The organism is Nocardioides sp. Root190 (assembly GCF_001428565.1).
Taxonomy (GTDB): Bacteria; Actinomycetota; Actinomycetes; order Propionibacteriales; family Nocardioidaceae; genus Nocardioides.
Map to the genome: position 1 here is coordinate 45812 of NZ_LMIA01000008.1, position 25403 is coordinate 71214.

Genomic DNA, 25403 nt, shown 5'->3' on the forward strand with positions numbered 1-25403 from the left:
TGGGCCGACATGGCAGACCTCCTGCTGAACGGACCATCCGGCCAGCCGACGAATCTCCCACGAGCAGCCGACAGAACGAGTCCGGCGCAAGGTCATCGAGAAGGCCCCGGACCCCGTGGATCAACGCACGCGGCATACTTGGGCCCGATCAGGGCGCGGTGGGGCCGGAACTACACGGGAGTTATCCCGAGGGTTCTCCCGATTAAACCCCAGATCCCCCGGGCCGTTAGCTCAGTTGGTAGAGCACCGGACTTTTAATCCGAGGGTCGTCGGTTCGAGCCCGACACGGCCTACTCCTGGGATTGTTAGCAGCGCCGTCACGCGTGCGTAGCAGAACCTTCATGGCAGATCGCGAGAACGTTGCGGCGGGCCCCTTCCGTTGTCCGCTCCGCTTGATAGTGTCGGGTTTGCAGCGGATGCAGTTCTGGAAGGTTCAACGCCTGCGGAGATCTGTGGCCGACGGCGTTTCTGGTTTGTGGTGTCCCATCACGGGTCGGAGCGACGTGTCATCGCCTCCGCTGCGGGTCGCCGAGGTGGCGGCTCTCGCCCCGACACAAGGAGTAACGAGCACAATGGCTCAGGGCACCGTGAAGTGGTTCAGCGCCGAGAAGGGCTTCGGCTTCATCGAGCAGGAGGGTGGCGGAGACGACGTCTTCGTTCACTTCTCGGCCATCCAGTCCAACGGCTACAAGTCGCTGGAGGACAACCAGAAGGTCGAGTTCGACGTCACCCAGGGCCCCAAGGGCCCCCAGGCGGAGAACGTCCGTCCCCTCTGATCGGGCTTCGCTGCTTCCAGCGGCCTGACGAGGAGATGTCGAGTCTTCATGCAAGGCCCCGCCCCCGGGCGGGGCCTTGTGAATTTTTCCCGAACTCTTGGGTTTGCTGCCCCGCATTGGGGGGACAATGGCGTCACAGGACCGTGCTGCAATCATCTCGAGGGAGGGCTGATGGCTGACCAGTTCGACGTGACCCTGGAAGACGGGGACCTGCTCGTCGAGGTCGAGATGACCACCAACCTGATCATCGCGGCCAGCGCATCCGACGAGCGTCTTCCGCTCGCCGAGATCGATCGCATCCTGGGTGTGGGCGGACGCTCCACCTGAGACCGTTCCTCATCACGCCCCCTGAAGCCGCCCACCGTTCCGGTCGGGCGGTTTCTTCTTGTCTTGATCTGCATAGGGTAGGGGGGTATGGTTTAGGTATGAGCGACGGACACCAGCACAGCTACATCGCGAACCGCACCAAGGACGACTACCTCAAGCGCCTGCGCCGCATCGAGGGCCAGGCGCGGGGACTGCAGCGGATGGTGGAGGAGGAGCAGTACTGCATCGACATCCTCACCCAGGTCTCCGCAATGACGAAGGCGCTCCAGTCCGTCGCCCTCGGCCTGCTCGACGAGCACATGGCGCACTGCGTCGTGAACGCCGCCCAGGAGGGAGGTGAGGAGGCCGCGATCAAGCTCAAGGAGGCCTCCGACGCCATCGCCCGCCTGGTCCGCTCCTGATCGTCGCGACCCCACTGAATCCACCGCCCTGCGAGAGGAACCTCCCATGAGCAGCACCCAGACCTTCACCGTCACCGGCATGACCTGCGGCCACTGCGTCGCCTCCGTCACCGAGGAGGTGCAGGAGATCACCGGCGTCGAGGACGTCGCGGTCGACCTGCCCACCGGTGCCGTCACCATCACGAGCGCCGTGCCCCTCGACGAGACAGCCGTCCAGGCCGCCGTCGAGGAAGCCGGCTACCACCTCGCATGAACACCCCGACGCGGCTGGCCGGCTTCGCCGTCGCCGCTGCGGCCGTGTTCGGGATCGCCCTGCTCCTGGGCCGGGCGATCGGTCCGGTCGACACGGACGCCGCCGCCCACGACACCGTCCACGACGCCAGCCACGAGGCGGACGAGTCCGCGCCCCGGGCCGCGAAGATCCCGGGCGGCCTGATGGTGTCGCAGGACGGCTACACCCTCGCCCTCGTCGACGACCGCGCCGAGCCCGGCACCGAGGTGCCCGTCAGCTTCACCATCACCGGTCCCGACGGGGAGCTGGTCACGGCGTACGACGTGCAGCACGAGAAGAAGCTGCACCTGATCGTCGTACGACGCGACTTCAGCGGCTTCCAGCACGTCCACCCGACGCTCAGCGACGGCGTGTGGTCCACCGACCTGGCGCTGACCCCGGGCGCGTGGCGGGTGTTCGCCGACTTCAAGGCGACCGGTGGCGAGGCGCTCACCCTCGGCGCCGACCTGGCGGTCGGGGGCGAGCAGGTCGCCGCCCCGGCGGTGCTGGAGAACCGCACGGCGAGTGTCGACGGCTACGACGTGACCCTCACGGGCGACCTCCGCCCCGGCGCCGACGCGGAACTGACCCTGGGCGTCAGCAAGGACGGGGTGCCCGTCACCGACCTGCAGCCCTACCTCGGCGCCTACGGACACCTGGTCGCGCTGCGTTCCGGCGACCTGGCCTACCTGCACGTCCACCCCGACGGCGAGCCCGGTGACGGTACGACGGAGCCCGGCCCGGACGTCGTGTTCCACACCGCCGTGCCGAGTGCGGGGACCTATCACCTGTACCTCGACTTCCAGCACGACGGCGTCGTCCGCACCGCGGCCTTCACCGTCACCGCTGGTGGCGAGACCCCCGAACAGCCGACCCCGAGCGGAGAGGAGAAGAGCGATGGCCACGCCCACTGACGCCACCCACGCGGAGCCCACGAGCCCGCAGCAGCAGGTGGAGCTGGCCCTGACCGGGATGACCTGCGCCTCCTGCGCCAACCGGATCGAGCGCAAGCTCAACAAGCTCGACGGCGTGAGCGCGACGGTGAACTACGCGACCGAGAAGGCGAAGGTGAGCTTCGCCGAGGGCGTCACCCCCGAGGACCTGGTCGCCGCCGTCGAGCAGGCCGGCTACGGAGCCGCCCTGCCCCGGCCGCCAGCCGCCGGCGGGGTCGACACCGCCGACGCGATCGACCCGACCGCCGTGCTCCGCCAGCGCCTGCTGGTCTCCGTCGTGCTGTCGGTGCCCGTCATCGCGATGGCGATGGTGCCGGCGTTGCAGTTCACCAACTGGCAGTGGTTGTCGCTGACCCTGGCCGCGCCGGTCGTCGTGTGGGGAGCGTGGCCGTTTCACCGCGCTGCCTGGACCAACCTGCGTCACGGCACCTCCACCATGGACACGCTGATCTCGCTCGGCACCCTCGCGGCGCTCGGCTGGTCGCTCTACGCACTGTTCTGGGGGAGGGCCGGGGAGCCCGGCATGACCCACCCGTTCGAGCTCACCATCGAGCGCAGTGACGGCAGCGGCAACATCTACCTCGAGGCCGCGGCCGGTGTCACCACCTTCATCCTCGCCGGGCGCTACTTCGAACAGCGCTCGAAGCGACGTGCCGGTGCAGCGCTGAACGCGCTCCTGGAGCTCGGCGCCAAGGAGGTCGCCGTCCTCGGAGCCGACGGCGTCACCGAGACGACCGTGCCGGTCGACCGGCTCGCGGTGGGCGACCTCTTCGTCGTACGCCCCGGGGAGAAGATCGCCACCGACGGTGTCGTCGAGCGCGGCAGGTCCGCGGTCGACGCGTCGATGCTGACCGGGGAGTCCGTGCCCGTCGAGGTCGCGATCGGCGACACCGTCGTCGGGTCCTGCGTCAACGTGGGCGGCCGGCTCGTCGTGCGCGCCACCCGGATCGGCGCCGACACCCAGCTCGCGCAGATGGCGCGGCTCGTCGAGGACGCCCAGAACGGCAAGGCCGAGGTGCAACGCCTGGCCGACCGGATCTCCGGCGTCTTCGTGCCGATCGTCATCCTGCTCGCGACCGGAACCCTCGGGTTCTGGCTCGGGACCGGCAACGGCCTCGCGGCGGCGTTCACCGCTGCGGTCGCCGTCCTGATCATCGCCTGCCCGTGCGCCCTCGGCCTGGCCACGCCGACCGCACTGATGGTGGGCACCGGACGTGGCGCGCAGCTCGGCATCCTGATCAAGGGTCCCGAGGTCCTCGAGTCGACCCGCGCGGTCGACACCGTCGTCCTCGACAAGACCGGCACGGTCACGACCGGCACCATGACGCTGCGCGAGGTGATCGCCGCCGAGGGCCAGGACGCCGCCGAGGTGCTTCTGTACGCCGGCGCGCTGGAGGACTCCTCCGAGCACCCCATCGCCCGGGCGATCGCCGCCGCGGCGCGCGAGCAGCACGGCACGCTCCCGGTCGTCGAGGACTTCGCCAACCTCGAGGGCCTCGGGGTCCAGGGTGTCCTGCTGGACGGCGACGCGAGCCATGCCGTGCTCGTGGGGAGACCGCAGCTGCTCGCCGAGTGGTCCCAGCGCCTGACCCCGGCCCTCCAGGAGGCGCTCGAGAAGGCCCAGGCGACGGGTGGCACCGCCGTCGCTGTCGGCTGGGACGGACAGGCGAGGGGAGTCGTCGTGGTCGCCGACGCGATCAAGCCGACCTCGGCCGCTGCGATCACCCAGCTGCGCGCCCTCGGCCTGCGGCCGGTCCTGCTCACCGGTGACAACGCCGCCGTGGCCCGGACCGTCGCCGCCGAGGTCGGGATCGACGAGGCGGACGTGATCGCCGACGTGCTCCCGTCCGACAAGGTCGAGGTCGTCAAGAGGCTGCAGGGCGAGGGCAAGGTCGTCGCGATGGTCGGGGACGGCGTCAACGACGCCGCTGCGCTCGCCCAGGCCGACCTCGGCCTGGCGATGGGCACCGGGACCGACGTGGCGATCGAGGCCAGTGACCTCACGCTCGTGCGGGGGGACCTCCAGGTCGCCGCCGACGCCATCCGGCTCTCCCGGCGCACGCTCGCCACGATCAAGGGCAATTTGTTCTGGGCGTTCGCCTACAACGTCGCGGCGCTCCCGCTGGCCGCGGCCGGGCTGCTCAACCCGATGCTCGCCGGGGCGGCGATGGCGTTCTCGAGCGTCTTCGTGGTCAGCAACAGCCTGCGGTTGCGTCGCTTCCGCTGACCCGGGTGGGGCGGGCTCAGCAGGTCGCGAACAGCACCGGGCCGTGGTTGAAGTCGGAGAGCACCAACCAGCCGTCGACGGGGGCGAGGTCCATGGTGACCACGTTCCCGACGGCGGTGACCTTGCCGAGGGTGAACTTCTCGGGGAAGGCGCCGCCCTGGCCGGGCGCCGGCCCGGCAGCGAGCCGGGAGCGGCTGTCGGCGTCGGTGCGGGCCTGGTCCTCGGAGTCGAGTGCGAGCGCGACGCGTACGTCGCCACCCGGCTGCGCCGCGATCGCGAAGCCGGTGAGCGGGTGGACCTCGCCGGCCTCCGCGATCAGCTCGGAGGCGCGGGTCCGGTCGGCGGGGTCGGCCTCGGCCATGGAGAGCTCGGCGCAGGTGTGCTCGCCGGTGTAGGCGGATGCGGCCAGCGGCGTACCCGCGGCGGCCGCGGCCTCCGCCACACCGTCCTCGAGGTCGTCGCGGGCGACGTCGGCCCGCTCGGCGAGGTAGCGGGGGTCGTCGCTGCCGTAGAGGACGCCGGCCTCGGCGTCGATCTGGAGGGCGGCGAGCTCGGGGGTCACCGGGCCGCTCAGGGTCTCCAGGAGATCGACCCCGCCCTGCCAGACGCCGTCCTGCTCGTCGGGCTGGGTGAAGCCGGCCGTGCGCAGCTGGTCCTCCAGTGCGGGGACGTCGACGTCCTCGGGCAGGCCCATGATCACGACCGCGCCGTCCTCGCCCTGGGCGAACAGCTCCCAGTCGATGGTGGCGGGGGAGAAGCCGAGCTCGGTGTGGATGGTCGCGGCGGACTCGTCGAGCGCGGTCGAGGCGGTGAGGTCGCGGTCGAAGGCCTCCAGCAGGAAGTCCTCCACGTCGGACGCGGGTGAGGTGCCCGACAGGTCCACCCCGAGCTCCTCGCGTACGGCGGCCCAGTCGGTCCAGCTGAACCGGACGGTCGACTCCGGCGCGAGCGCCATCGCCCGGGTGAGGCGGGTGTCGTCGCCGTCGCGCACGATCCGCCACGCCACGATCCCTGCGCCCGCGACCAGGGCCACGGCCACGACGAGAATGATCGAGCGGCGCCGGGTCAGGCGCCCGCCTGCTCGGGACAACGGGCTCTCCTGACGCTGGGACGACGCGATGGCCCCTACCCTAGGCGTGTGCCCGACATTCTCGCCGCCGGCGTGGTCGCGTTCCGTCCCGGTCGTGAGGTCCTCCTCGTGCACCGCCCCAAGTACGACGACTGGTCGTTCCCCAAGGGGAAGCTGGATCGCGGCGAGCACGCAGTCGCCGCCGCAGTGCGCGAGGTCGCCGAGGAGACCGGTGTCCACGTGCGCCTGGGCCCGCCGCTGACCTCCCAGCGCTACCCGGTCGCCCGCCGGATGAAGACGGTCCACTACTGGACGGGCCGTGTCGTCGGCGACGACGACGTGTCGTCGTACCTCCCCAACGACGAGATCGATGCCGTCGCCTGGGTGCCCTTCGAGGACGCACCGGCCCGACTGACCTACGACCACGACCGCGCGACGCTCGTCGAAGCGCTGAAGGTACGGCGCAGGACCCGCGCGGTGGTCGTCCTGCGGCACGCGCGGGCCCGCTCCCGCAGCGCGTGGCGCGGGGAGGACGCGGCCCGACCCCTCCTGCGTCCGGGCGAGCTGGAGGCAGACCGGCTGATCCCGCTCCTCGCCGCCTACGACGTCACCACGGTGCTCACCTCGACCAGCCTGCGGTGCGTCCAGACGGTCCAGCCGTACGCCGAGACCGTCGGCCTCACGCTCGACCTCCGGCCGCGCCTGAGTGAGGAGCACGTGACGGCCCGGGCCGTCACCGGGGTCGTCGAGGACCTGCTGGACGCCGATGCCGGCGCGGTCGTGTGCACCCACCGTCCCGTGCTGCCGCTCGTGTACGACGCACTCGGCCTCGATCCGCGCTCCTCCGAGCAGCCCCAGGAGCCCGCGGAGATGCTCGTCCTGCACATGCGCAAGGGCGTCGTGGTGGCCGTCGAGCGGCACCAGCCGCGCCCGTCCCTGCGCTGATTCCGGCGTCGTCGGTACCCGTGGTGTAACGCAGGACACCGACTGCCGCCACCCGGACTGCCACTGTTCACCGCCCGTTCAGGTCGGCCGGTGGGTTGCGTTACCGACACTGCCTACGTTCACGGTGTCCGAGTACGAATCGAGGGGCGCTGAAGCCGAGCCCCTCACATCGAGAGGCAGTTCCTTGAACGTCAACTCCATCCGCCGCGCAGCGGTGCCCGGCATTGCGGCCCTCGCCCTGCTGATGAGCGCTTGTGGCGCGTCCAACGAGGACGGCGGCGACGCCGAGGCCGGCGGCCTGAGCGGCAACCTCAAGGGTGGCGGCGCCACCTCGCAGGAGAAGGCCCAGGAAGCCTGGAAGGTCGCCTTCCAGGGCAAGAACGACGGTCTGGTCATCGACTACTCCCTGCTCGGCTCGACCGATGGTCGCAGCCAGTTCATCAGCAAGGCGCTCTCCTTCGCCGGCTCCGACTCCTACATCAAGGACGAGGAGCTCGCTGCCGCCAAGGAGCGTTGCGACGGCAACGTCATCGAGGTCCCGGCCTACATCTCCTCGATCGCCATCGCCTACAACCTGCCTGGTGTCGACGAGCTGAAGCTCGACTCCGCGACCCTCGCGAAGATCTTCGCCGGTGAGATCACGACGTGGAACGACGCGGCCATCACGGCGCTCAACGAGGGTGTCGAGCTGCCCTCCACCAAGATCGCTCCGGTGCACCGTGCCGACGACTCCGGCACCACCAAGAACTTCACCGACTACCTCGGCAAGACCGCCGAGGCCGAGTGGCCCCACGAGGCCGAGGACGCGTTCCCGGTCTCCGGCGGCCTCTCCGCCGAGGGCACCTCGGGTGTCGTCAAGCAGATCGGTGACACCGAGGGTGCCATCGGCTACGCCGACGCCAGCCAGACCGGCGACCTGAAGACCGTCTCGGTCAAGGTCGGCGAGGAGTTCGTCGCCCCGTCGCCGGAGGGTGCGGCCAAGACCGTCGCCGTCTCGCCGGTCGTCGAGGGTCGCGACGCGACCGACATCGCCGTCGATGTCGACCGCACCACGACCGAGTCCGGTGCCTACCCGGTCATCCTGCTGTCCTACCTGATCGCGTGCGAGACGTACGAGGACCAGGAGGAGGCCGACCTGGTCAAGGGCTACCTCGAGTACATCGTCTCCGACGAGGGTCAGGAGGAGTCGGCCAAGGAGGCAGGCTCGGCCAAGCTCGCCGAGGACACGGCCGTCAAGGCCCAGGAGATCGTCGCGGGCATCTCCGCGAAGTGACCACGGGAGGGGTGGGAACGGGGTCCAACCCGTTCCCACCCCTCGACCCGTGGGTCCCCGACCCACGTGCACAGCCTTCGAGAACCCCTGACCCCGAGGTGACACAGTGACTGCCCCTACCACCGAGATCGAGGACGAGCCCGCCGACTGGGCGAGCGTCCGCGGTGGCGTCGGTGACCGCATCTTCTACGGCCTGGCGCTCGGCGCCGGGTGCGTGATCCTGGCCGCCCTGGCCGGCGTCTTCGTCTTCCTCGCGATCAAGGGTGCCAGCGGCTTCAGCAAGCCGTCGGAGGTCTACGGCCCGCACGCCGAGAGCTTCCTGGGCTACGTCTTCCCGCTCCTCGTCGGCACCTTCACCGCCTCGATCATCGCGCTGATCATCGCCGTGCCGATGGCCTTCGGCATCGCGCTGGTGATCAGCCACTACGCGCCGCGCTGGATCGCGACGCCGGTCGCCTACGTGATCGACCTGCTCGCCGCTGTGCCCTCGGTCGTCTACGGACTCTGGGGGGCGTTCTTCCTGGCCAAGCAGCTCGTGCCGATGCACGTCTGGCTGCACGACACCTTCGGCTCCTGGCCGGTCCTCGGTGCGCTCTTCGGTGAGCCGAACCCCGCCGGCCGCTCGGTCCTGACCGCCGGCATCGTGCTGGCGATCATGATCCTGCCGATCATCACCGCGATCACCCGTGAAGTCTTCTCCCGCACGCCCCGCCTTCACGAGGAGGCTGCTCTGGCTCTCGGTGCCACGCGGTGGGAGATGATCCGGATGACGGTGTTCCCCTACGCGAAGTCCGGCATGGTCTCGGCGGTCATGCTCGGCCTGGGTCGCGCCCTCGGCGAGACCATGGCGGTGACGATGGTCCTCTCGGTCGGCTTCGACCTGTCGTGGAACATCATCGCGACATCCAGCCCGACCTCGATCGCGGCCAACATCGCTCTCAAGTACAAGGAGCGCAGCGCCGACATGCTCAACGTGCTCGTCGCCACCGGACTGGTGCTCTTCCTGGTGACCTTCCTGGTGAACTTCGTGGCCCGATGGATCATCGGCCGCAGCGAGAGGCGGATGGCACGATGACCATGCTCCAGGAGAGCCCCGACCGGGTTCACATCTCCCTCATCCAGCCGCGGCTGCCGCAGTTCGCTGCGCTGATCATCGCCGGCATCGCCGCCGCCCTCGGTCTCCTGCTGCTCGTGCTGGGCACGGGCCTGGTCCCCGCCGTCCTCATCGGGGCACTGGTCTTCCTCGTCGCGTTGCCCCTGTGGTCCTTCTTCATCGAGGGCCGTCGTGGTGCCACCGACCGGTTGATGACCAGCCTGATCTGGACGACCTTCTTCATCGCCCTCGTGCCGCTGGTCTCGCTGCTGTGGCGGGTGATCGCGAAGGGAGCCGGCCGGATCGACGGCACCTTCCTCAGCTACTCCTTCTTCAAGACCCAGATCGACCAGCCGGTCGGCATCTACCACGCGATCATCGGGACCCTGCTGGTCACGTTGGGGGCAGCGGTGATCTCGGTCCCGATCGGCGTGATGGCCGCGATCTACCTGGTGGAGTACGGCAAGAAGAACAAGCTCGCGAAGGCGATCACCTTCCTCGTCGACGTGATGACCGGCATTCCCTCCATCGTCGCCGGTCTGTTCGCGTTCGCGCTGTTCACGCTGATCTTCGGACCTGCCTACGTGTCAGGGTTCGGTGGATCGGTGGCACTGTCGCTGCTGATGATCCCGATCGTCGTACGAGCCACCGAGGAGATGCTGCGACTGGTTCCCGACGACCTGCGCGAGGCGGCGTACGCCCTCGGCACGCCGAAGTGGAAGACGATCGTCAAGATCGTCGTGCCCACCTCGCTCGGCGGCATCCTGACGGGCATCACGCTCGCCACCTCGCGCGTCATCGGCGAGACCGCGCCGCTGCTGCTCATCGCGGGTGCCACCGACCGCACCAACATGAACCTGTTCGACGGCGCGATGACCACCCTCCCGGTGCTCATCTACGGGCAGAACCTCCGCGGCGACGAAGCCGCCGAGGCGATCGCCTGGGGCGCCGCCTTCGTCCTGATCCTCATCGTGATGGTGCTCAACCTCGTAGCCCGCATCGTCGGCAAGATCTTCGCCCCCAAGAAAAATTGACCCGCAGGGCTCTGAGAGGGAACTGAACACGCAATGGCCAAGAGCATCGACGTCTCCGACGTCAACATCTACTACAGCGACTTCCTCGCCGTGCAGGGCGTCAACATGACGATCCGCGCGGGAGCGGTCACCGCCTTCATCGGCCCCTCGGGCTGCGGCAAGTCGACCTTCCTCCGCTCGCTGAACCGCATGCACGAGGTCATCCCCGGCGCACGTGTCGAGGGCAAGATCGTCGTCGACGGCCAGGACCTGTACGAGTCGAGCGTGGACCCGGTCGCCGTGCGCCGCCAGGTGGGCATGGTCTTCCAGCGGCCCAACCCGTTCCCGACGATGTCGATCTTCGACAACGTGCTCGCGGGTCTCAAGCTCAACTCGGGCAAGATGAAGAAGTCCGAGGCCGAGGCGGTCGTCGAGAAGTCGCTGCGCGGCGCCAACCTCTGGAACGAGGTCAAGGATCGCCTCAACAAGCCCGGCATGGGCCTGTCCGGTGGCCAGCAGCAGCGCCTCTGCATCGCCCGGGCGATCGCCGTCGAGCCGCAGGTGCTCCTGATGGACGAGCCGTGCTCCGCGCTCGACCCGATCTCGACCTCGGCCATCGAGGACCTGATCCACGAGCTGAAGAATGACTACACGATCGTCATCGTCACCCACAACATGCAGCAGGCCGCCCGCGTGTCCGACGACACCGGTTTCTTCAACCTGAAGGCCACCGGCGAGCCCGGACGGCTGGTCGAGTTCAACCCGACGAAGAAGATGTTCGCGAACCCCGACGACCCGGCGACCGAGGCCTACATCTCCGGTCGATTCGGCTGATCAGACGTATCGATCGGAGCAGGACGTGGGCAAGTGGGACGGGCGCTCGGACGCCCGTCGCCAGTCCGTGCGCGCCTATCTGCATCGTTGGGCCGAGACCACCGGGGCCCAGCTCCTGGTGGTCGACCCGGAACCGGACGAGGGCGCGCTCGCAGAGGCAATGGCAGGGCACGGCGTCCACGTGACCTGGGTGGGTTCCACCCTCGACGGACTCGTCGAGTTCGGGCGCACCGACCCGCACGCCGTCCTGGTGACGCCGGCAGCCCCGGGCATCCCTGCCGACGAGTTCGTGGGGCTGATCAGGCGCCACGGCACGCCGTACGTCATCGCGGGCGCGGAGGACCTGAACGACCTCGGCGCCGCGAGCAGTGCAGCCCTGGGCAGCGTCGGTTCGTTGATGCTGGCCGGTGCCTCGGCGGTCGTGCTGCGCCCGTACGCCGCCCAGAACCTCTGGGAGGTGATGTCGCACGGCCCGCGGTCGGTCTCCGAGCACGCCCGGGTCGAGGTCGGCCCGATCGAGCTCGACGCGACCGCGTTCACGGTGCGGGTCAACGGCGAACGGATCTCCGACCTCCCGCTGAAGGAGTTCGAGCTGCTCCGCGCGCTGATGCTGAGCTCGCCCGGCCTGGTCAGCGATGACGATCTGGGTGATGCGTTGTGGGGCACCCACGATCGACGCCCCGGCGGCAACTCGATCGCGATGCACGTGACCCGGTTGCGCTCACGGCTGGGGGACGTCGCGGTGGTACGCCGGATCCGCGGTCGCGGCTACAGCCTGTCCGTCGACGGGGCGTGAGACGGCTCAGAGCAGGATGAGCTTGAGGATCTCGAAGCAACCCCAGGCAGCGAGCGCAGCCGCGGGGAACGTGGAGATCCACGCAGCCAGGATCGTGCGGGCCATGCCCCACCGCACGGCCGAGAGCCGCTTGGTGGCACCCGCGCCCATCACCGCCGAGGTGATGGTGTGGGTCGTCGAGATCGGGGCGTGGAAGACGAAGGCCGTCGTGTAGAGCACACCGGCGCCGACCGACTCGGCAGCGAAGCCACGGGGCGGGTCGAGGTGGATGATCTTGCGACCGAGGGTGCGCATGATCCGCCAGCCACCGGCATAGGTGCCGGCCGAGATCGCACCGGCCGCAGCGAGCACGACCCACAGGGGCAGCGTCTCGATGTCGTAGTCCTGCGGGTAGGCGATCACCAGCGCCAGCAGGATCACGCCCATCGTCTTCTGGGCGTCCTGCAGGCCGTGGCCCAGGGCCAGGGCTGCGGCGGAGATGGTCTGCATGCCGCGGAAGCCGCGGTTGACCTTGTGCGGGTTGGCCTTGCGGAAGATCCACAGGATCGCGGTCATCACGATGAAGGCGGCGCAGAAGCCGAACAGCGGCGAGAGCACCATCGGGATCAGCACCTTCTGCACGATGGTGTCCCACTTGACCGAGACGCCCCCGGCGATCGCGGCACCGACCAGGCCGCCGATGAGGGCGTGCGAGGACGACGACGGGAGGCCGTAGTACCAGGTGATGAGGTTCCAGATGATCGCGCCGAGCAGGCCGGCCATCACGATGACCAGGCCGACGTGGGCGTTGTCGACCAGGAGCTGACCTGAGTCGTCCTCGATCTTGATGACGTCGGCGACGGTCTTCGCGACCTCCTGACCCAGCAGCGCGCCGATGAAGTTCATGATGGCGGCGAGGGTCAGCGCGATGCGCGGGGTCAGCGCGCGGGTCGAGACCGAGGTCGCGATCGCGTTCGCCGCATCGTGGAAGCCGTTGGTGTAGTCGAACGCGAGCGCGATGACGACCACGGCGATCACGATCGCCAGGGTGAGGGTCACGACCGGGGTCCCTCAGCCTTCCTTGACGGCGATCTGCTCGACGATGTTCGCAACCTTCTCGAACGCGTCGATGGCCCCTTCGAGGGACTCCACGATGTCCTTCAGCTTGAGGACCTCGATGGTCTTGAACTCGCCCGAGAACAGCTTCGCCAGCGTGCGACGGTGGTTGCGGTCGCCGGTGTTCTCGAGACGGTTGATCTCGATCCAGTAGTCGTCGAGCGACTGCATCGACTGCAGCCGCGGCATCGCTGCCGCAGTGAGCTCGGCGCACCGCTGAAGGACCTCGACCTGCTCGGAGAGCTCGGGCGGCAGGGTCTTGACCTCGTACAGCAGGATCAGGTCGACCGCTTCGTCCATCATGTCCATCACGTCGTCCAGGCCGGAGCCCAGTGCGTAGATGTCCTCGCGGTCGAAGGGCGTGACGAAGACGCTGTTGACCTTCTTCACGATCTCGTGGGTCGTGTCGTCGGCAGCATGTTCCGCCGCGCGCATGCGCTCGGCGACATCAGCCTTGTCCGAGGAATCGGAGAGCATCTCTGCCAACAGCTCGGCGCCAGCAACGAGGTGCTGGGCCGACTTGGTGAAGAGGTCGTAGAAAGAGGTATCGACCGGACGCAGACGCAGACCCACATGGACTCCCGTTGAGGCGGAGAGGAACGGACTCATGCTAGGGGGTCACGAGGAGGTGAACGCAATCCCTGTCCGCGTTCTCCGCGTGGCGGATCCGGTTCGTGACGCGTTGTCGCAGGTCAGGTGCCAGGTGCCTGGCACATCAGGAGTTCAGACGACGCCTTCGCTGGCGCTCGATGAGGGTCTCCTGGAGGTGTTCCTCGCCGGAATTGCGCGTCCAGTGCGCATCGCTGCCGAGCTCCCACGCCTGCGTGGTCGAGGCGAAGGCGAGGTCCAGCAGACGGCGTACCTCGTCCCGGCTCTGGTCGGGCAGGCGCACCAGGACCTCGACGCGACGGTCGAGGTTGCGGTGCATCATGTCGGCCGAGCCGATCCACGTGACCGGCTCACCGCCACCCTCGAAGGAGAAGATCCGGCTGTGCTCCAGGAAGCGGCCCAGCACCGAGCGCACCTTCACGTTCTCGCTGAGCCCCGGGACGCCCGGGCGCAGGGCACTGATGCCCCGCACGAGCAGCTCGACGGGCACGCCCTCGCAGGAGGCGAGGTAGAGCGCGTCGATGACGGGCTCGTCGACGATGGAGTTGGCCTTGATCCTGATGCCGGCGGGCCGGCCCGCACGGTGGTGCTCGATCTCGCCGTGGATCTGGTCGACCAGGCCTGAGCGCACCGAGTCCGGTGCCACCAGGAGCTGCTCGTAGGTCGCCTTGCGGGACCAGCCGGAGAGGTTGTTGAACAGGTGCGCGACGTCCTCGCCGATGGTCACGTCGGTCGTGAGCAGGCCGAGGTCCTCGTACATCCGGGAGGTCTTCGGGTTGTAGTTGCCCGTCCCGATGTGGGTGTAGCGGCGGATGCCCTCGGGCTCGTCACGCACCACCATCGCGAGCTTGCAGTGGGTCTTGAGGCCGACCAGGCCGTACACGACGTGGCAGCCCGCCTGCTCCAGCTTGCGTGCCCAGCGGATGTTGGCCTGCTCGTCGAAACGCGCCTTGATCTCGACCAGCACCAGGACCTGCTTGCCGGCTTCGGCCGCGTCGATCAGGGCGTCGATGATGGGGGAGTCGCCGGAGGTCCGGTACAACGTCTGCTTGATCGCCAGCACGTGCGGGTCGGCCGCAGCCTGCTCGATGAAGCGCTGCACGGAGGTCGCGAACGAGTCGTAGGGGTGGTGCACGAGTACGTCGCGACGGCGGATGGCCTTGAACACGTCGACGGGTGCCGCTGACTCAACCTCCGCCAGCCACGGGTGCGTGGTTGGCACGAAGGAGGGGTACTTCAGGTCGTCGCGCGGCTGGTCGGCGATGGAGTGGAGGCCGCGGAGGTCGAGCGGTCCGGGCAGCCGGAACACCTCCTCCTCGCGGACGTCCAGCTCGGAGGTGAGCAGCTCCAGGACCGACGGTGAGATGGACTCCTCGACCTCCAGGCGCACGGGCGGGCCGAACTTGCGGCGCAGCAGCTCCTTCTCGAGGGCGGCGAGGAGGTTCTCGGCGTCGTCCTCCTCGACCTCCAGGTCCTCGTTGCGCGTCACGCGGAAGGTGTGGACCTCGAGCACCTCCATCCCGGGGAAGAGGCGACCGAGGTGGGCTCCGATCACGTCCTCGAGCGGGACGAAGCGGGCGTTGCCGAGCGAGACGAAGCGCTCGAAGTTGGAGGGCACCTTGACCCGGGCGAAGTGCTCCTTGCCGGCCTTCGGGTTCCGGATGAGCACGGCGAGGTTGAGCGAGAGGCCCGAGATGTAGGGGAACGGGTGGGCCGGGTCGACCGCCAGCGGCGTGAGGACCGGGTAGACCCGCTCCTTGAAGAGCTTCTTGCAGAACTTCTGCTCGTCGCGCTCCAGGTCGGCCCAGCGCACGATCTCGATGCCCTCGTCGCGCAGCGCCGGAATGATCTGCATCTGGAAGGTGGCGGCGTGGCGCTGGCTCAGCTCGTCGGCGCGGGTCCAGATCGCCCGGAGCACCTCGAGCGGCATCAGTCCGCTCGCCGCCCGAACAGCCAGTCCGGTCGCGATCCGGCGCTTGAGGCCGGCCACCCGGACCATGAAGAACTCGTCGAGGTTGCTGGTGAAGATCGCCAGGAAGCGGGTGCGCTCGAGCAGCGGGAGGCTCTCGTCCTCGGCGAGCTCGAGGACCCGCTCGTTGAACCGCAGCCAGGACAGCTCCCGGTCCACGAAGCGGTTGTCGAACGACTCGATGTGCGCGAGGAGCTCGGGAGAAGGCGCGTAGCGGTCCAGCTCGGTCCCGTCGTCGGAGGGCTCCGCCGCCACCGCGAGAGCGGGGACGGACTCGTTCTGAACCAGGGACGGGTGCTGCTCGGTGGACATGTCGCGAGTGTGGCAGTTGTGGGTGAACGGAAGGTGACCTCGCTCCTACCCGATGTCACCTACTCACCAGTAAGTTGGCCGTCGTGAACCTGCGTACGTCGGCCGAGACCACCCTGTTGCGGACCCTGCTGGGCCTCCCCGAGCGAGTCCAGCGCCGACTCGGTGGGCGGCCCCTCGTCCTCGACGGTCAGACGCTGGCTGCTGACCTCCAGCTGATGCTGTTGCTCCAGAAGCTCGCGCGCAAGGGTGAGCTCGGGGCCGACGACCTCGACCGGGGACGCGCCGCGATGCGGACCAACGCCGGCATCGTCGGCGGCGACCAGCCGATCGGCGCCATCCGCGAGCTCACCGTCGCCGGTCTGCCGGCCCGGCACTACCTGCCCCACGGCGCGCGCCCGGCCTCGTCCGCCCAGGGACTGCTGGTCTTCTTCCACGGTGGCGGGTTCCTGTACGGCGATCTCGACTCCCACGACGCCCCCTGCCGGGTGCTGGCCGAGACCTCCGGCGTACCCGTCCTCGCCATCGACTACGGCCTCGGTCCGGAGGCCGCGTTCCCCCAGGGCTTCGACGACGCCGTCGCGGCGGTGCGCTGGGTCGTCGAGCACGCCGACGAACTGGGCGCCGACCCGGCACGGATCGGCGTCGCAGGCGACTCGGCCGGAGGCAACATCGCTGCGTGGGCAGCCATCGCGTCGGCCCGGGAGGGCGTGCCGCTGGCCTTCCAGCTCCTCGTCTACCCGTGCACCGACCCCGACCGCCAGACCGACAGCCTGCGCCTGTTCGGCGAGGGCCTGTACCTCACGGCCGAGTCGATGGAGATGTTCAACGACATCTACCTGCCGACGGCCCAGGCACGCGCCGACGAGCGGGTCAACCTGCTCGACGTCGACCTCCCGTCAGGCCTGGCGCCGGCGTACGTCGTGACGGCCGGGTTCGACCCGCTCCGTGACGAGGGGGAGGCCTACGCGCGCCGGCTCGCAGATGCCGGGCACGAGGTCGAGATGCGTCGCTACGTCGACCAGATCCACGGGTTCCTCAACATCGTGGGCGCCGGCCGCAGCAGTCGAGCCGCCGTGCTGGAGATCGCCGGCCGGCTCCGGGCGGCGCTGGGCTGAGGTCGACCCGGACGGGGCGTTCGCTCCAGTCGATCAGCCAGTCGATCAGAGATCGGGGCGGTGCTCGCGCAGCTGGCGCGTGAACTCCACCGCATCGACCATTGATGCGTCGACGACGAACGGGTCGAGGCCACGGCGCCCGAAGTGGACCGTCCAGTTGGCGTCACCGGGTCGTCCGACCAGGTCCACGGCGGTCTCCGGCTTGCGGAGGTCGAAGCGGTAGGACGACTCGCCCTGCTGGATGTAGACCATCCCGCGAACGACGCTGATCTCGACGGGCACGACCCGGGCGTTCGCCGCTCCCCATGCGAGGCCGATGGTGAGCGCGATCATGATCAGGCCGAACGGACTCGCGAGCTTGCCGTTCAGGAGGGTGAGCAGGGTGACCATCCCGGCCACCACCGCGGTCGAGCCGAGCACCATCGAGAGCACCCGTGGGTCGCTGCCGTCACCGGTGAGCCGGTCCACGGAGGTCGTGCTTCCGTCGAAGAACGAGAGCGAACCGCTGTCGGCGGCGTCCTGCGCTTCCTGGGCCGCCTGGTAGGCGGCCAGGCGGGCGTGGGCCTCGGCGAGATCGGCGGTCAGGTCCGCGACCTGGGCCTCGGCGGCCGCACACCGACGCACGAGCGCGTCGCGCTCGGTCCGGAGGGCCACCGCCGGGTCGATCTCTAGAGGTCCGGTCGCCATTGCCGCAGCGCCTCCAGGAAGGTGTGGGAGTCGACCATCCGGTTGTCGATCGCGACGGGGGACATGCTCCGGCGCAGGATGTTGATCTGCCAGTTGCGGTGCCCGGGGGTCCCGGTCTGCTCGATCTTGGTGTTGGGGCTGGTCAGGTCGAACTGGCTGTTGAAGTCGCCCACCGTGACCTTCATGATGCCGTGCTCGTCGATGGCGACGGTGCGGGACGTGTTGCTCATCCGCAGCGCATAGATCAGCAGGAAGGCCGTGACGACGGAGAGCGTTGCGCTCAGGCCGATGTCGTCCTGGACGGTGCCCTTCCAGGCCATCCGGCCCACCACGGCGGCACAGGCCAGCGCCACCAGGATCGCGATCGGCGCCAGGCTGTCGTTGCCACGCTTGGAGTGGAACGGGACGCGCTTGGGCTCGGACACGGCCGCGACCACGGCAGCGGCGATCGAGGTGTCGGACCGGACGGGCTCGGGCTCGGGCTCGACCTCGGGCTCCGGTGCGGGCTCGACCTCGGGCTCGGGCTCGACCTCGGGCTCGGGCTCGACCTCGGGCTCGGGCTCGGGCTCCACCTCGGGCTCCGGTGCCGGCTCGATCTCCGGCTCGACGGCCGGCTCCACCTCGGGCTCGGGTTCCGCGACCGGATCGTCGAACGCCGAGGCGACCTCGTTCGACGCGTCGGACGAGGCACCCCACTGCTCGAGCAGGCTGGCTGCGGTCGTCGGCGTCCGGGGGGCGGCGACAGGGACATCAGCGGCGTCCTCGTCGGCGGAGTGGTCGCTCGCGTCCTCCACGGGAGCCGACGTCGCCCGCCACTGCTCCACGAGGGTCGGGGCACGCTCGAAGTCGGGGACGGACGCGACCGGCTCCTCCTCGGCAGCGTCATCAGTGTCGTCCTCGGAGGACGAGAGGAGGTAGTGCGCTTCCTCGCCCGCTGCTGCCTCGAGCTGGGCTGCTTCGAGCTCGGCGGCGGCTTGTTCGGCGGCGGCCTGGTCGGCGGCGGCCTGGTCGAGAAGAGCCTGCACGCGACCGGCCTCGGCAGCTGCCTCGGCGTCGGCGCGGGCCTGGGCGGCCTCGGCGAGGGCTTCCTCGCGCTCGCGGGCCAGCTCGGCGGCACGTTCCTCGGCGGCGGCGGTCGCCGCTGCTTGCTCGGCAGCCAGGGCGTCGGCGTCGGCGCGGGCCCGGGCGGCCTCGGCGAGGGCTTCCTCGCGCTCGCGGGCGAGCTCGGCAGCACGTGCCTCGGCCGCGGCTTCGGTGGCGGCGATGGCTGCTGCCGTCGCGGCAGCACTGGCGTCGGCCTGCTCGGTGGCGCGGGTCTCGGCGTCGGCGCGGGCCTGGGCGGCCTCGGCGAGCGCGTCCTCGCGTTCGCGGGCGAGGTCGGCGGCACGTGCCTCGGCAGTTGCGATCGCCGCGGCGGTGGCCAGGGCGCTGGCGTCGGCCTGCTCGGCGGCGCGAGCCTCGGCATCGGCGCGGGCCTGGGCGGCTTCGGCGAGTGCTTCCTCGCGCTCGCGCGCCATCTCGGCGGCGCGGGCCTCGGCGGCGGCTGCCGCGGCGGCGGTGGCGGCGGCCTGCTCGACAGCGCGGGTCTCGGCGTCGGCGCGGGCCTGGGCGGCCTCGGCGAGTGCTTCCTCGCGCTCGCGGGCCAGCTCTGCGGAGCGGGTCTCGGCCGCGGCACGGGCTTCGGCCAGCTCGGCAGCATGGGTCTCGGCGTCGGCGCGGGCCCGGGCGGCCTGGGCGAGTGCTTCCTCGCGCTCGCGCGCCATCTCCTCGGCGCGGGTCTCGGCCGCGGCGCGGGCCTCGGCCAGCTCGGCGGCGCGGGTCTCCGCCTCGGCGCGGGCCTGGGCGGCCTGGGCGAGGGCGTCCTCGCGTTCGCGGGCGAGGTCTCCGGCGAGTGACTGGGCGGCCACCGTGGCCTCGGCCTGCTCGGCGGCGGTGAGCTCCGCCGCGGCGCGGGCCTCGGCGGCTTCAGCCAGCGCGTCCTCGCGTTCGCGGGCCAGCTCGCTGGCACGGGACTCGGCCGCGACGCGGGCGACGGTCTGCTCGGCGGCGCGGAGCTCGGCGTCGGCGCGGGCCTGGGCGGCCTCGGCGAGGGCGTCCTCGCGTTCACGGGCCATCTCGGCTGCCCGGGACTCCGCAGCGGCGCGGGCCTCGGCCTGCTCGGCTGCCCGGACCTCGGCGTCGGCGCGGGCCCTGGCCTGCTCGGTCGCAGCGGCCTCGGCCTCGGCGCGGGCGCGGGCGTGCTCGAGCGCGGTCTCCCTGGCCTGGACGAGGTCGGTGTGGAGGGCGTCCAGCGCCACGGTGTGGGTCTCGGCGGCCTTCTCCAGCTCGGCGAGCGCGCTGGTGGCGCGGGCCTCGGCCTCGGTACGTGCGTGGGTCGCCTCGGCAGCGAACTCCGCAGCCAGCGCGAGCGCCTCGGTGGCGGCCTTCTTCTCCTCGGCAAGTGCTGCGGCGGAGCGGTGGGCGGCCGCTGCTGCTGCCTGGGCCTCGCTGGCGAGCTCGAGCTGCTCGCGGGCGGCGACCTCGGCCAGACGTCGGGCCTCGTGCGCCTCCTCGGCACGGTGGGCCTGCTGGGCGGCGGACTCGTCGGCGGCGACCCGCGCGACAGCCTGCTCCTCGGCGCGCGACGCGGCGTCCTCGGCACGCTGCTCGGCGGCTTCTGCGGTCTCGAGCGCGATCCGGGCGAGGTCGGCCTGCTCCAGGGCGGCGTGCTCGGCGGCCTGGCGTGCCTCGTGGGCCTCGCGGGCGAGTCGGGCGTGCTCGGCGGCGGCCTGCTCGGCGGCGGCGCGCTCGTCCACGGCCTGGCGGGCCAGTGCACCGTGCTCCTCGGCACTCGCGGCAGCCTGCTCGGCGAGCAGTCGAGCGCGTTCCTCTGCTGCTTCGGCGGCGCGATGGGCGTCCTGTGCCAGGGCGGCCTGCTGGCGGGCGGCGTCCTCGGCGAGCGCGCGGGCCTGGGCGATCTCGGTGGACGTGCGCTCGGCGGCCTCGCGCTCCTCGAGCATCCGCCGGGCGAACTCGGCGTGCTCGGCAGCGCTGGTGGCAGCGGCTTCCGCCATCACCCGGGCGTAGTTCTCGGCGGCTGCGCGGTCCTCGTGGGCCTGGCGCGCGGCGTCGGCGTAGCTGCTGGCGGAGGCTTCGGCCTCGTGGCGTGCGGTGGCGGCAGCAGCCGCCAGGTCGGCCTGCTCGCGGGCCCGCTCCTCGGCGGCCTCGCGTGCGGCGTGCGCGGCAGCGGCGTGCTCGGCCTGCTCGACGGCGTGGCGCTCGGCGTCCTCGCGGCGAGCCGACTCGGCGCCCGCCAGCTCGGCGCGCTCGCGGGCAGCCCGTTCGGCCGCTTCGCGGGCCTCGAACTCGGCACGGGCCAGGTCCTCGGCCTCCGTGCGGGCGCGGTGGGCGATCTCGGCGGTCTCGGCCTGCGCCTGGGCCAGGCGGTCCGCCTCGGCGCGTGCCTCGTTGGCCCGCTGGGCGGCCTCCTCGGCGACGAGGCGCTCGGCGGCCTGCTCGGCGGCGGCCATCTCGGCGTCCCGACGAAGACGCGCTGCCAGGGCGGCGACGACCTCGGCGTTGGCGGACGGCTCCGGAACCTCGCCGTCGCTCTCGGCGGCGGCCTCGGCCTCCGCCTCCAGGATCGGGGCGAGCTCGGCCTCGATCTCGGCCCGCGCATGGGCCAGGACCTCGGAGGGCCGACGGGGTACGTCGTGGGGCCGGTCGATGTTCGGGATGGGCTCCTCGAGCAGCGGCGGCTCGACGAAGTCAGCCAGCGGCCGGGCGTCCGGCTTCGGCGCGGCGCTGGCCGAGCCGCGGCGGCGCAGGCGCGCGAGGCCCTTCGGCGCGGGTGCCGGGAACGGTTCGGCGAATCCGCCGTCGACCGCGGCCGCGATCACCCACTGGCCGGCCTCCTCGTCCGTGGCGCGGTGCTGGGGCCGGGCCTCGGAGGCAGGCTCCGGCACGGGCTCCGGGGCCGCCTCCGGGGCAGGCTCGAGTTCGGGAGTCTGCTCGGCGTCGTGGTCGGTCTCCGCGCTCGGGACCGGCTCGTCCTCGGTCTCGTCCTCGATCTCGTCGGGAACGAACTGCTCCTCGACCACGTCAGCTGGCCCATCGGCTGGCACGCCGGTCACGTCGTCGGCCGTCTCGACGGGCACGTCGATGAGCCAGGTCTGGGAGGTCAGCGGGTCCGACTCGTCGTCCGGGGCGTCGCCGGCGGGGGAGCCGAGGGGGTCGCTCAGCGGGTCGCTCAGGGGACGGCGGGTGGCGCGGGAGATGATCGCGGACCAGTCGCCGGGCTCGATCGGGCCCTGGTCCGGCTCCTCGATCGGCTCGGGGATGCGCCGCTCGGTGGCCTCGCCGGTCGGTTCGGCTGCGCGCTGGAGGCGTTGCTCGGCCATCCGGGCGGCCAGTGCGGAGGGAGCGGTGTCGTGCCCGACGGCGCGGTCGATGACCGCAGCCCAGTCGTCGGCTGCCGGCTCGTCGGCTGCCGGCTCGTCGCGGGTGGGCGCTGCCTGTCGGTCCTCGACCGGGGCCCCGGGGCCGGTCTGGTCCTCGATGTCGGGGCCGGTGTCCTCGCTCGCGGGCGCGGAGGAGTCCTCGGGAGCGTCCTCGGGAGCGTCCTCGACCTCGCTGTCGATCTCGCTGACGGCCTCATCGGCGGCCGACTCGTCAGCGGTCTCCTCGGCAGCGTCGGGGTCGACCTCCGTCTCCTCGGCGAGGTCCGCACCGTCGTCGATCAGCGATTCGGCGACACCGGGGATGCCGGAGGCCCGGTGGCCGACCCGGGCCGCGATGTTGTCGGGGTCGTCCTCGGCCAACGACTCGCTGTCCGGATCATGGGTCGCGGCAGCCGTCGGCTCGTGGGACTCCTCGGTCGCGATGACGCCGGCGGTGTGGCTGCGGCGCAGGAGCTCCTGCACGTCGTCGGCGTCGAGCTCGCCCACGGCGGGGAGGTCCTTGTCCCCGCGACGCCAGAGCCGTCCCCTCCGCCCCTTGCCGCGTCCAGGACGCGACTCGTCGAGACCGGAGTCCTCGGACTCCGGCTCGTCGTCGGTGACAGAGCTCATGAAACCTAAATCTACTCAGGCGTGGCGGGTTTCGGGGATTGTTCCAGAACCTCCGCACGCCGGTACTGCACGTGGGTGTCCTGCGGAGCGTGCCCGAACCCGAGGCCGGCGTACAGCCGACGCGCCGCGGTGTTGTCGGCCTCGACGTACAACAGCACCTCCGCGACGCCGCGCGAGGCGAGGTGGTGGAGACCGGCGATGGTCAGCACCTTGCCCAGACCGCGCCCCTGCGCCGCCGGGCTGATGCCGAGCACGTAGACCTCGCCGGTGTGTGCGTCGTGCTGCTTGGTCCAGTGGAAACCGAGGAGTGCCCCGTCACTGTCGACGGCCATCAGCAGACCCGCCGGGTCGAACCACGGCTCGGCCCTGCGCTCGGCCAGACCGACGGCGTCGAGGCCACCCTGCTCGGGGTGGTGGGCGAAGGCAGCTGCGTTGACCTCGAGGAGCGCGTCCGCGTCGCCCTCCCCGAAGTCGCGCAGGAGTACGCCGTTCGGCACCTCGGTGGCGGGAAGCGGCTGCACGGTCGGGCGCCTCATCACCCACAGCTCCCGGGCGCGGGAGAAGTCGAGACGGGCAGCGATGGCCCGGGCCGCGGGGAGGTCCCCGTGGGACCAGGCGGCGAGCTCGCCCGCCTCGGCGCCGGCCAGGGCCGCGAGCCGACCTCCGAGACCGCGTCCCCGTGCGGCCGGGGCGACCACGACGTCCAGGTCGGTGCCGCGGCGCAGGGCGAATCCGTCCGCCGTGACCCAGGCGTCGGTGTCGTCGAGGCCGTGGTGTCGCAGCCGTAGCCGGACGGCCTCGTCGAGCGGGTCGGCACCGTCGTGCTCACGTGCCGCTCGGGCGACGTCCTCGATCCGTTCGAGGGCATCGCCGCCGGTCAGGAACTCCGCGGTGGACACGCCTCGACGCTATCGCGGGCGCTCCGGGCCATCGCCCCCACCCTGCGGCCAGCGGGAGTCCCCGCCCCGCCGTTTACACGTGACGCGACGACGCTGTAGGACTGGCCTCATGAAACTCAGCCACGCGGTGGGTGGGGCGGCTGCGGCCCTCGGGGCGGTCGCCGTGCGTGACCTCGTCCAGAAGAAGCACGCGCTCCAGAGGAACTTCCCGGTCCTGGGCCACGCGAGGTACCTCCTCGAGAGGGTCGGACCCGAGCTGCGCCAGTACATCGTCACCGGCAACGACGAGGAGCGGCCCTTCAGCCGTGACCAGCGCACCTGGATCTACGCCTCCAGCAAGGAGCAGAACAGCTACTTCGGGTTCGGGACCGACCTGGACGTCGAGCACACGCAGGGGCACGCCTACATCAAGCAGCGGACCTTCGCGGACACGCTGCCGAGCGACCAGGACCACAACTGGACCTTGCCGAGCGCCAAGATCCTCGGCGGGCCGCGCGGACGGCGCAAGGCGTTCCGGCCCGCGTCGGTCGTCAACGTGTCGGCGATGAGCTTCGGATCGCTCTCGTCGAACGCAATCACCGCGATCAACAAGGGAGCCGCCGCCGCGGGCTGCCTGCACAACACCGGCGAGGGTGCGATCTCGCCGTACCACCGCAACGGCGCCGACCTCGTCGTCCAGATCGGCACCGCCTACTTCGGCTGCCGCGACGAGCACGGCAACTTCTCGCTTCCCCGGCTCAAGGAGATGATCGCCTCCGCGCCGGTCAGCGCCCTCGAGATCAAGCTCAGCCAGGGAGCCAAGCCGGGCCTGGGTGGGCTGCTCCCGGCGCCGAAGGTGACGCGGGAGATCGCCGAGATCCGCGGCATTCCCGAGGGCAAGGACTGCTCCTCGCCCTCGCGGCACACCGCCTTCCACGACGTGGACTCGATGCTCGACTTCGTCGAGATGCTGGCCGAGGAGACCGGTCTGCCCGTCGGCATCAAGTCAGCCGTGGGCGCCATGGACTTCTGGGAGGAGCTGGCCCGGTTGATGTCACCGGGGGCGCGGGGCGTCGACTTCATCACCCTGGACGGCGGGGAGGGCGGCACCGGTGCGGCGCCGTTGATCTTCGCCGACTCGGTCTCGCTGCCGTACCGGATGGGCTTCTCGCGGGTCTACGGCACGTTCGCCGAGCTGGGGCTGACCGACCAGGTGACGTTCATCGGCTCGGCCAAGCTCGGCCTGCCCGACAACGCCGTGGTCGCGTTCGCGCTGGGCGCCGACATGATCAACGTGGCGCGCGAGGTGATGATGTCGATCGGGTGCATCCAGGCGCAGAAGTGCCACACCGACCACTGCCCGACCGGCGTCGCCACCCAGAACCCCTGGCTCGTGCACGGCCTCGACCCGGTCTCCAAGGCGGATCGCTGCGCCGTCTACCTGCGCACCCTCCGCAAGGAGCTGACCCGGGTCTCCGCCGCGGTCGGCGTCGCGCACCCCGCGCTGATCACCTGCGGCGACGTCGACATCTTCAGGGGCGACTACGACGCCCGCTCGCTCGCGTCCGTCTACGGCTACAAGGACGGGTGGGGCGAGCTCGGCCCGGACCTGCAGGCCGAGATCCTGCGCCTGATGCACCCGAGCGACCACTTCGACGAGCGGGGCGAGCAGACCGAGGGTCGCTGACGCCCGCGCGCCGGGAGACCGCGCG

21 protein-coding genes and 1 tRNA gene are annotated in these 25403 nt (G+C 70.8%); 15 read left to right on the forward strand and 7 right to left on the reverse strand.

The annotated features are described in order from the left end of the window. Positions 1 to 220 precede the first annotated feature (220 nt). The 7 genes from ASE01_RS06660 (at position 221) to ASE01_RS06685 (ending at position 4955) form a co-directional block, all read left to right on the forward strand. Positions 221 to 293, forward strand: a tRNA-Lys gene (locus ASE01_RS06660). A gap of 279 nt (positions 294 to 572) precedes the next feature. Then, positions 573 to 776 (forward strand): cold-shock protein, encoded by a 204-nt coding sequence (locus ASE01_RS06665; RefSeq protein WP_056749414.1) that lies wholly within the window; start codon positions 573 to 575, stop codon positions 774 to 776. Positions 777 to 947: 171 nt separating this feature from the next. Beyond that, positions 948 to 1103: a hypothetical protein gene (locus ASE01_RS24940; protein ID WP_200958772.1), complete on the forward strand. Its 156-nt coding sequence runs from the start codon at positions 948 to 950 to the stop codon at positions 1101 to 1103. Between the two features lie 98 nt (positions 1104 to 1201). Next, positions 1202 to 1504 carry a metal-sensitive transcriptional regulator gene (locus ASE01_RS06670; protein ID WP_056749415.1) on the forward strand — a complete coding sequence of 101 codons (303 nt, stop codon included), beginning with the start codon at positions 1202 to 1204 and terminating at the stop codon, positions 1502 to 1504. Positions 1505 to 1550: 46 nt separating this feature from the next. Then, on the forward strand, positions 1551 to 1757 hold the full coding sequence (locus ASE01_RS06675; RefSeq protein ID WP_056749416.1) for a heavy-metal-associated domain-containing protein: 207 nt from the start codon (positions 1551 to 1553) through the stop codon (positions 1755 to 1757). Continuing rightward, complete coding sequence (locus ASE01_RS06680) at positions 1754 to 2689, forward strand: hypothetical protein (RefSeq protein ID WP_056749417.1); 936 nt, start codon at positions 1754 to 1756, stop codon at positions 2687 to 2689. The genes ASE01_RS06675 and ASE01_RS06680 overlap by 4 nt, the downstream gene beginning before the upstream one ends. Further along, positions 2673 to 4955, forward strand: a complete 2283-nt coding sequence (locus ASE01_RS06685; RefSeq protein WP_056749418.1) for a heavy metal translocating P-type ATPase — start codon at positions 2673 to 2675, stop codon at positions 4953 to 4955. Before ASE01_RS06680 ends, ASE01_RS06685 begins: the two co-directional genes overlap by 17 nt. A gap of 16 nt (positions 4956 to 4971) precedes the next feature. Here ASE01_RS06685 and ASE01_RS06690 read toward each other — a convergent pair whose 3' ends face one another. Then, entirely contained in the window at positions 4972 to 6045 is a 1074-nt protein-coding gene (locus ASE01_RS06690; protein ID WP_157537141.1) for a hypothetical protein, read from the reverse strand. A 48-nt stretch (positions 6046 to 6093) separates the two neighbouring features. Here ASE01_RS06690 and ASE01_RS06695 point away from each other — a divergent pair, with 48 nt between their 5' ends. The 6 genes from ASE01_RS06695 (at position 6094) to ASE01_RS06720 (ending at position 11978) form a co-directional block, all read left to right on the forward strand. Continuing rightward, positions 6094 to 6969 (forward strand): NUDIX hydrolase, encoded by an 876-nt coding sequence (locus ASE01_RS06695; RefSeq protein WP_056749420.1) that lies wholly within the window; start codon positions 6094 to 6096, stop codon positions 6967 to 6969. Between the two features lie 184 nt (positions 6970 to 7153). After that, the gene (gene pstS, locus ASE01_RS06700) at positions 7154 to 8242 is read left to right on the forward strand and encodes a phosphate ABC transporter substrate-binding protein PstS (protein ID WP_056749421.1); all 1089 of its coding nucleotides are present in this window, start codon (positions 7154 to 7156) and stop codon (positions 8240 to 8242) included. 106 nt (positions 8243 to 8348) lie between these two features. Next, positions 8349 to 9317: a phosphate ABC transporter permease subunit PstC gene (pstC, locus tag ASE01_RS06705; RefSeq protein ID WP_056749422.1), complete on the forward strand. Its 969-nt coding sequence runs from the start codon at positions 8349 to 8351 to the stop codon at positions 9315 to 9317. Next, positions 9314 to 10369, forward strand: coding sequence for a phosphate ABC transporter permease PstA (gene pstA / locus ASE01_RS06710; protein ID WP_056749423.1), 1056 nt, complete (start codon positions 9314 to 9316; stop codon positions 10367 to 10369). Before pstC ends, pstA begins: the two co-directional genes overlap by 4 nt. Positions 10370 to 10402: 33 nt before the next feature. Then, positions 10403 to 11182, forward strand: a complete 780-nt coding sequence (pstB, locus tag ASE01_RS06715; RefSeq protein ID WP_056749424.1) for a phosphate ABC transporter ATP-binding protein PstB — start codon at positions 10403 to 10405, stop codon at positions 11180 to 11182. A gap of 25 nt (positions 11183 to 11207) precedes the next feature. Then, positions 11208 to 11978: a winged-helix domain-containing protein gene (locus ASE01_RS06720; protein WP_056749425.1), complete on the forward strand. Its 771-nt coding sequence runs from the start codon at positions 11208 to 11210 to the stop codon at positions 11976 to 11978. Positions 11979 to 11984: 6 nt separating this feature from the next. Here ASE01_RS06720 and ASE01_RS06725 read toward each other — a convergent pair whose 3' ends face one another. The 3 genes from ASE01_RS06725 to ASE01_RS06735 all read right to left on the reverse strand — a co-directional run bounded on the left by ASE01_RS06725 (position 11985) and on the right by ASE01_RS06735 (position 15963). Then, positions 11985 to 13016 (reverse strand): inorganic phosphate transporter, encoded by a 1032-nt coding sequence (locus tag ASE01_RS06725; RefSeq protein ID WP_056749426.1) that lies wholly within the window; start codon positions 13014 to 13016, stop codon positions 11985 to 11987. Between the two features lie 12 nt (positions 13017 to 13028). Then, positions 13029 to 13646 (reverse strand): DUF47 domain-containing protein, encoded by a 618-nt coding sequence (locus tag ASE01_RS06730; protein ID WP_157537142.1) that lies wholly within the window; start codon positions 13644 to 13646, stop codon positions 13029 to 13031. Between the two features lie 142 nt (positions 13647 to 13788). Beyond that, complete coding sequence (locus ASE01_RS06735) at positions 13789 to 15963, reverse strand: RNA degradosome polyphosphate kinase (protein ID WP_056749428.1); 2175 nt, start codon at positions 15961 to 15963, stop codon at positions 13789 to 13791. Between the two features lie 83 nt (positions 15964 to 16046). Here ASE01_RS06735 and ASE01_RS06740 point away from each other — a divergent pair, with 83 nt between their 5' ends. Further along, on the forward strand, positions 16047 to 17078 hold the full coding sequence (locus ASE01_RS06740; RefSeq protein ID WP_235535898.1) for an alpha/beta hydrolase: 1032 nt from the start codon (positions 16047 to 16049) through the stop codon (positions 17076 to 17078). 45 nt (positions 17079 to 17123) lie between these two features. Here ASE01_RS06740 and ASE01_RS06745 read toward each other — a convergent pair whose 3' ends face one another. Genes ASE01_RS06745 through mshD form a run of 3 tightly spaced genes read right to left on the reverse strand, consistent with a single transcriptional unit; the run spans position 17124 to position 23712 of the window. Then, complete coding sequence (locus ASE01_RS06745; protein WP_056749430.1) at positions 17124 to 17765, reverse strand: hypothetical protein; 642 nt, start codon at positions 17763 to 17765, stop codon at positions 17124 to 17126. Beyond that, a complete protein-coding gene (locus ASE01_RS24330) occupies positions 17747 to 22813 on the reverse strand; it encodes a hypothetical protein (RefSeq protein WP_056749431.1) in 5067 nt (1688 codons plus the stop codon). Before ASE01_RS24330 ends, ASE01_RS06745 begins: the two co-directional genes overlap by 19 nt. Positions 22814 to 22824: 11 nt before the next feature. Then, entirely contained in the window at positions 22825 to 23712 is an 888-nt protein-coding gene (gene mshD / locus ASE01_RS06755) for a mycothiol synthase (RefSeq protein WP_056749432.1), read from the reverse strand. A 109-nt stretch (positions 23713 to 23821) separates the two neighbouring features. On the opposite strand from mshD, the gene ASE01_RS06760 reads away from it, so the two are divergent. Then, positions 23822 to 25378, forward strand: coding sequence for an FMN-binding glutamate synthase family protein (locus tag ASE01_RS06760; protein ID WP_056749433.1), 1557 nt, complete (start codon positions 23822 to 23824; stop codon positions 25376 to 25378). Positions 25379 to 25403: the final 25 nt, after the last annotated feature.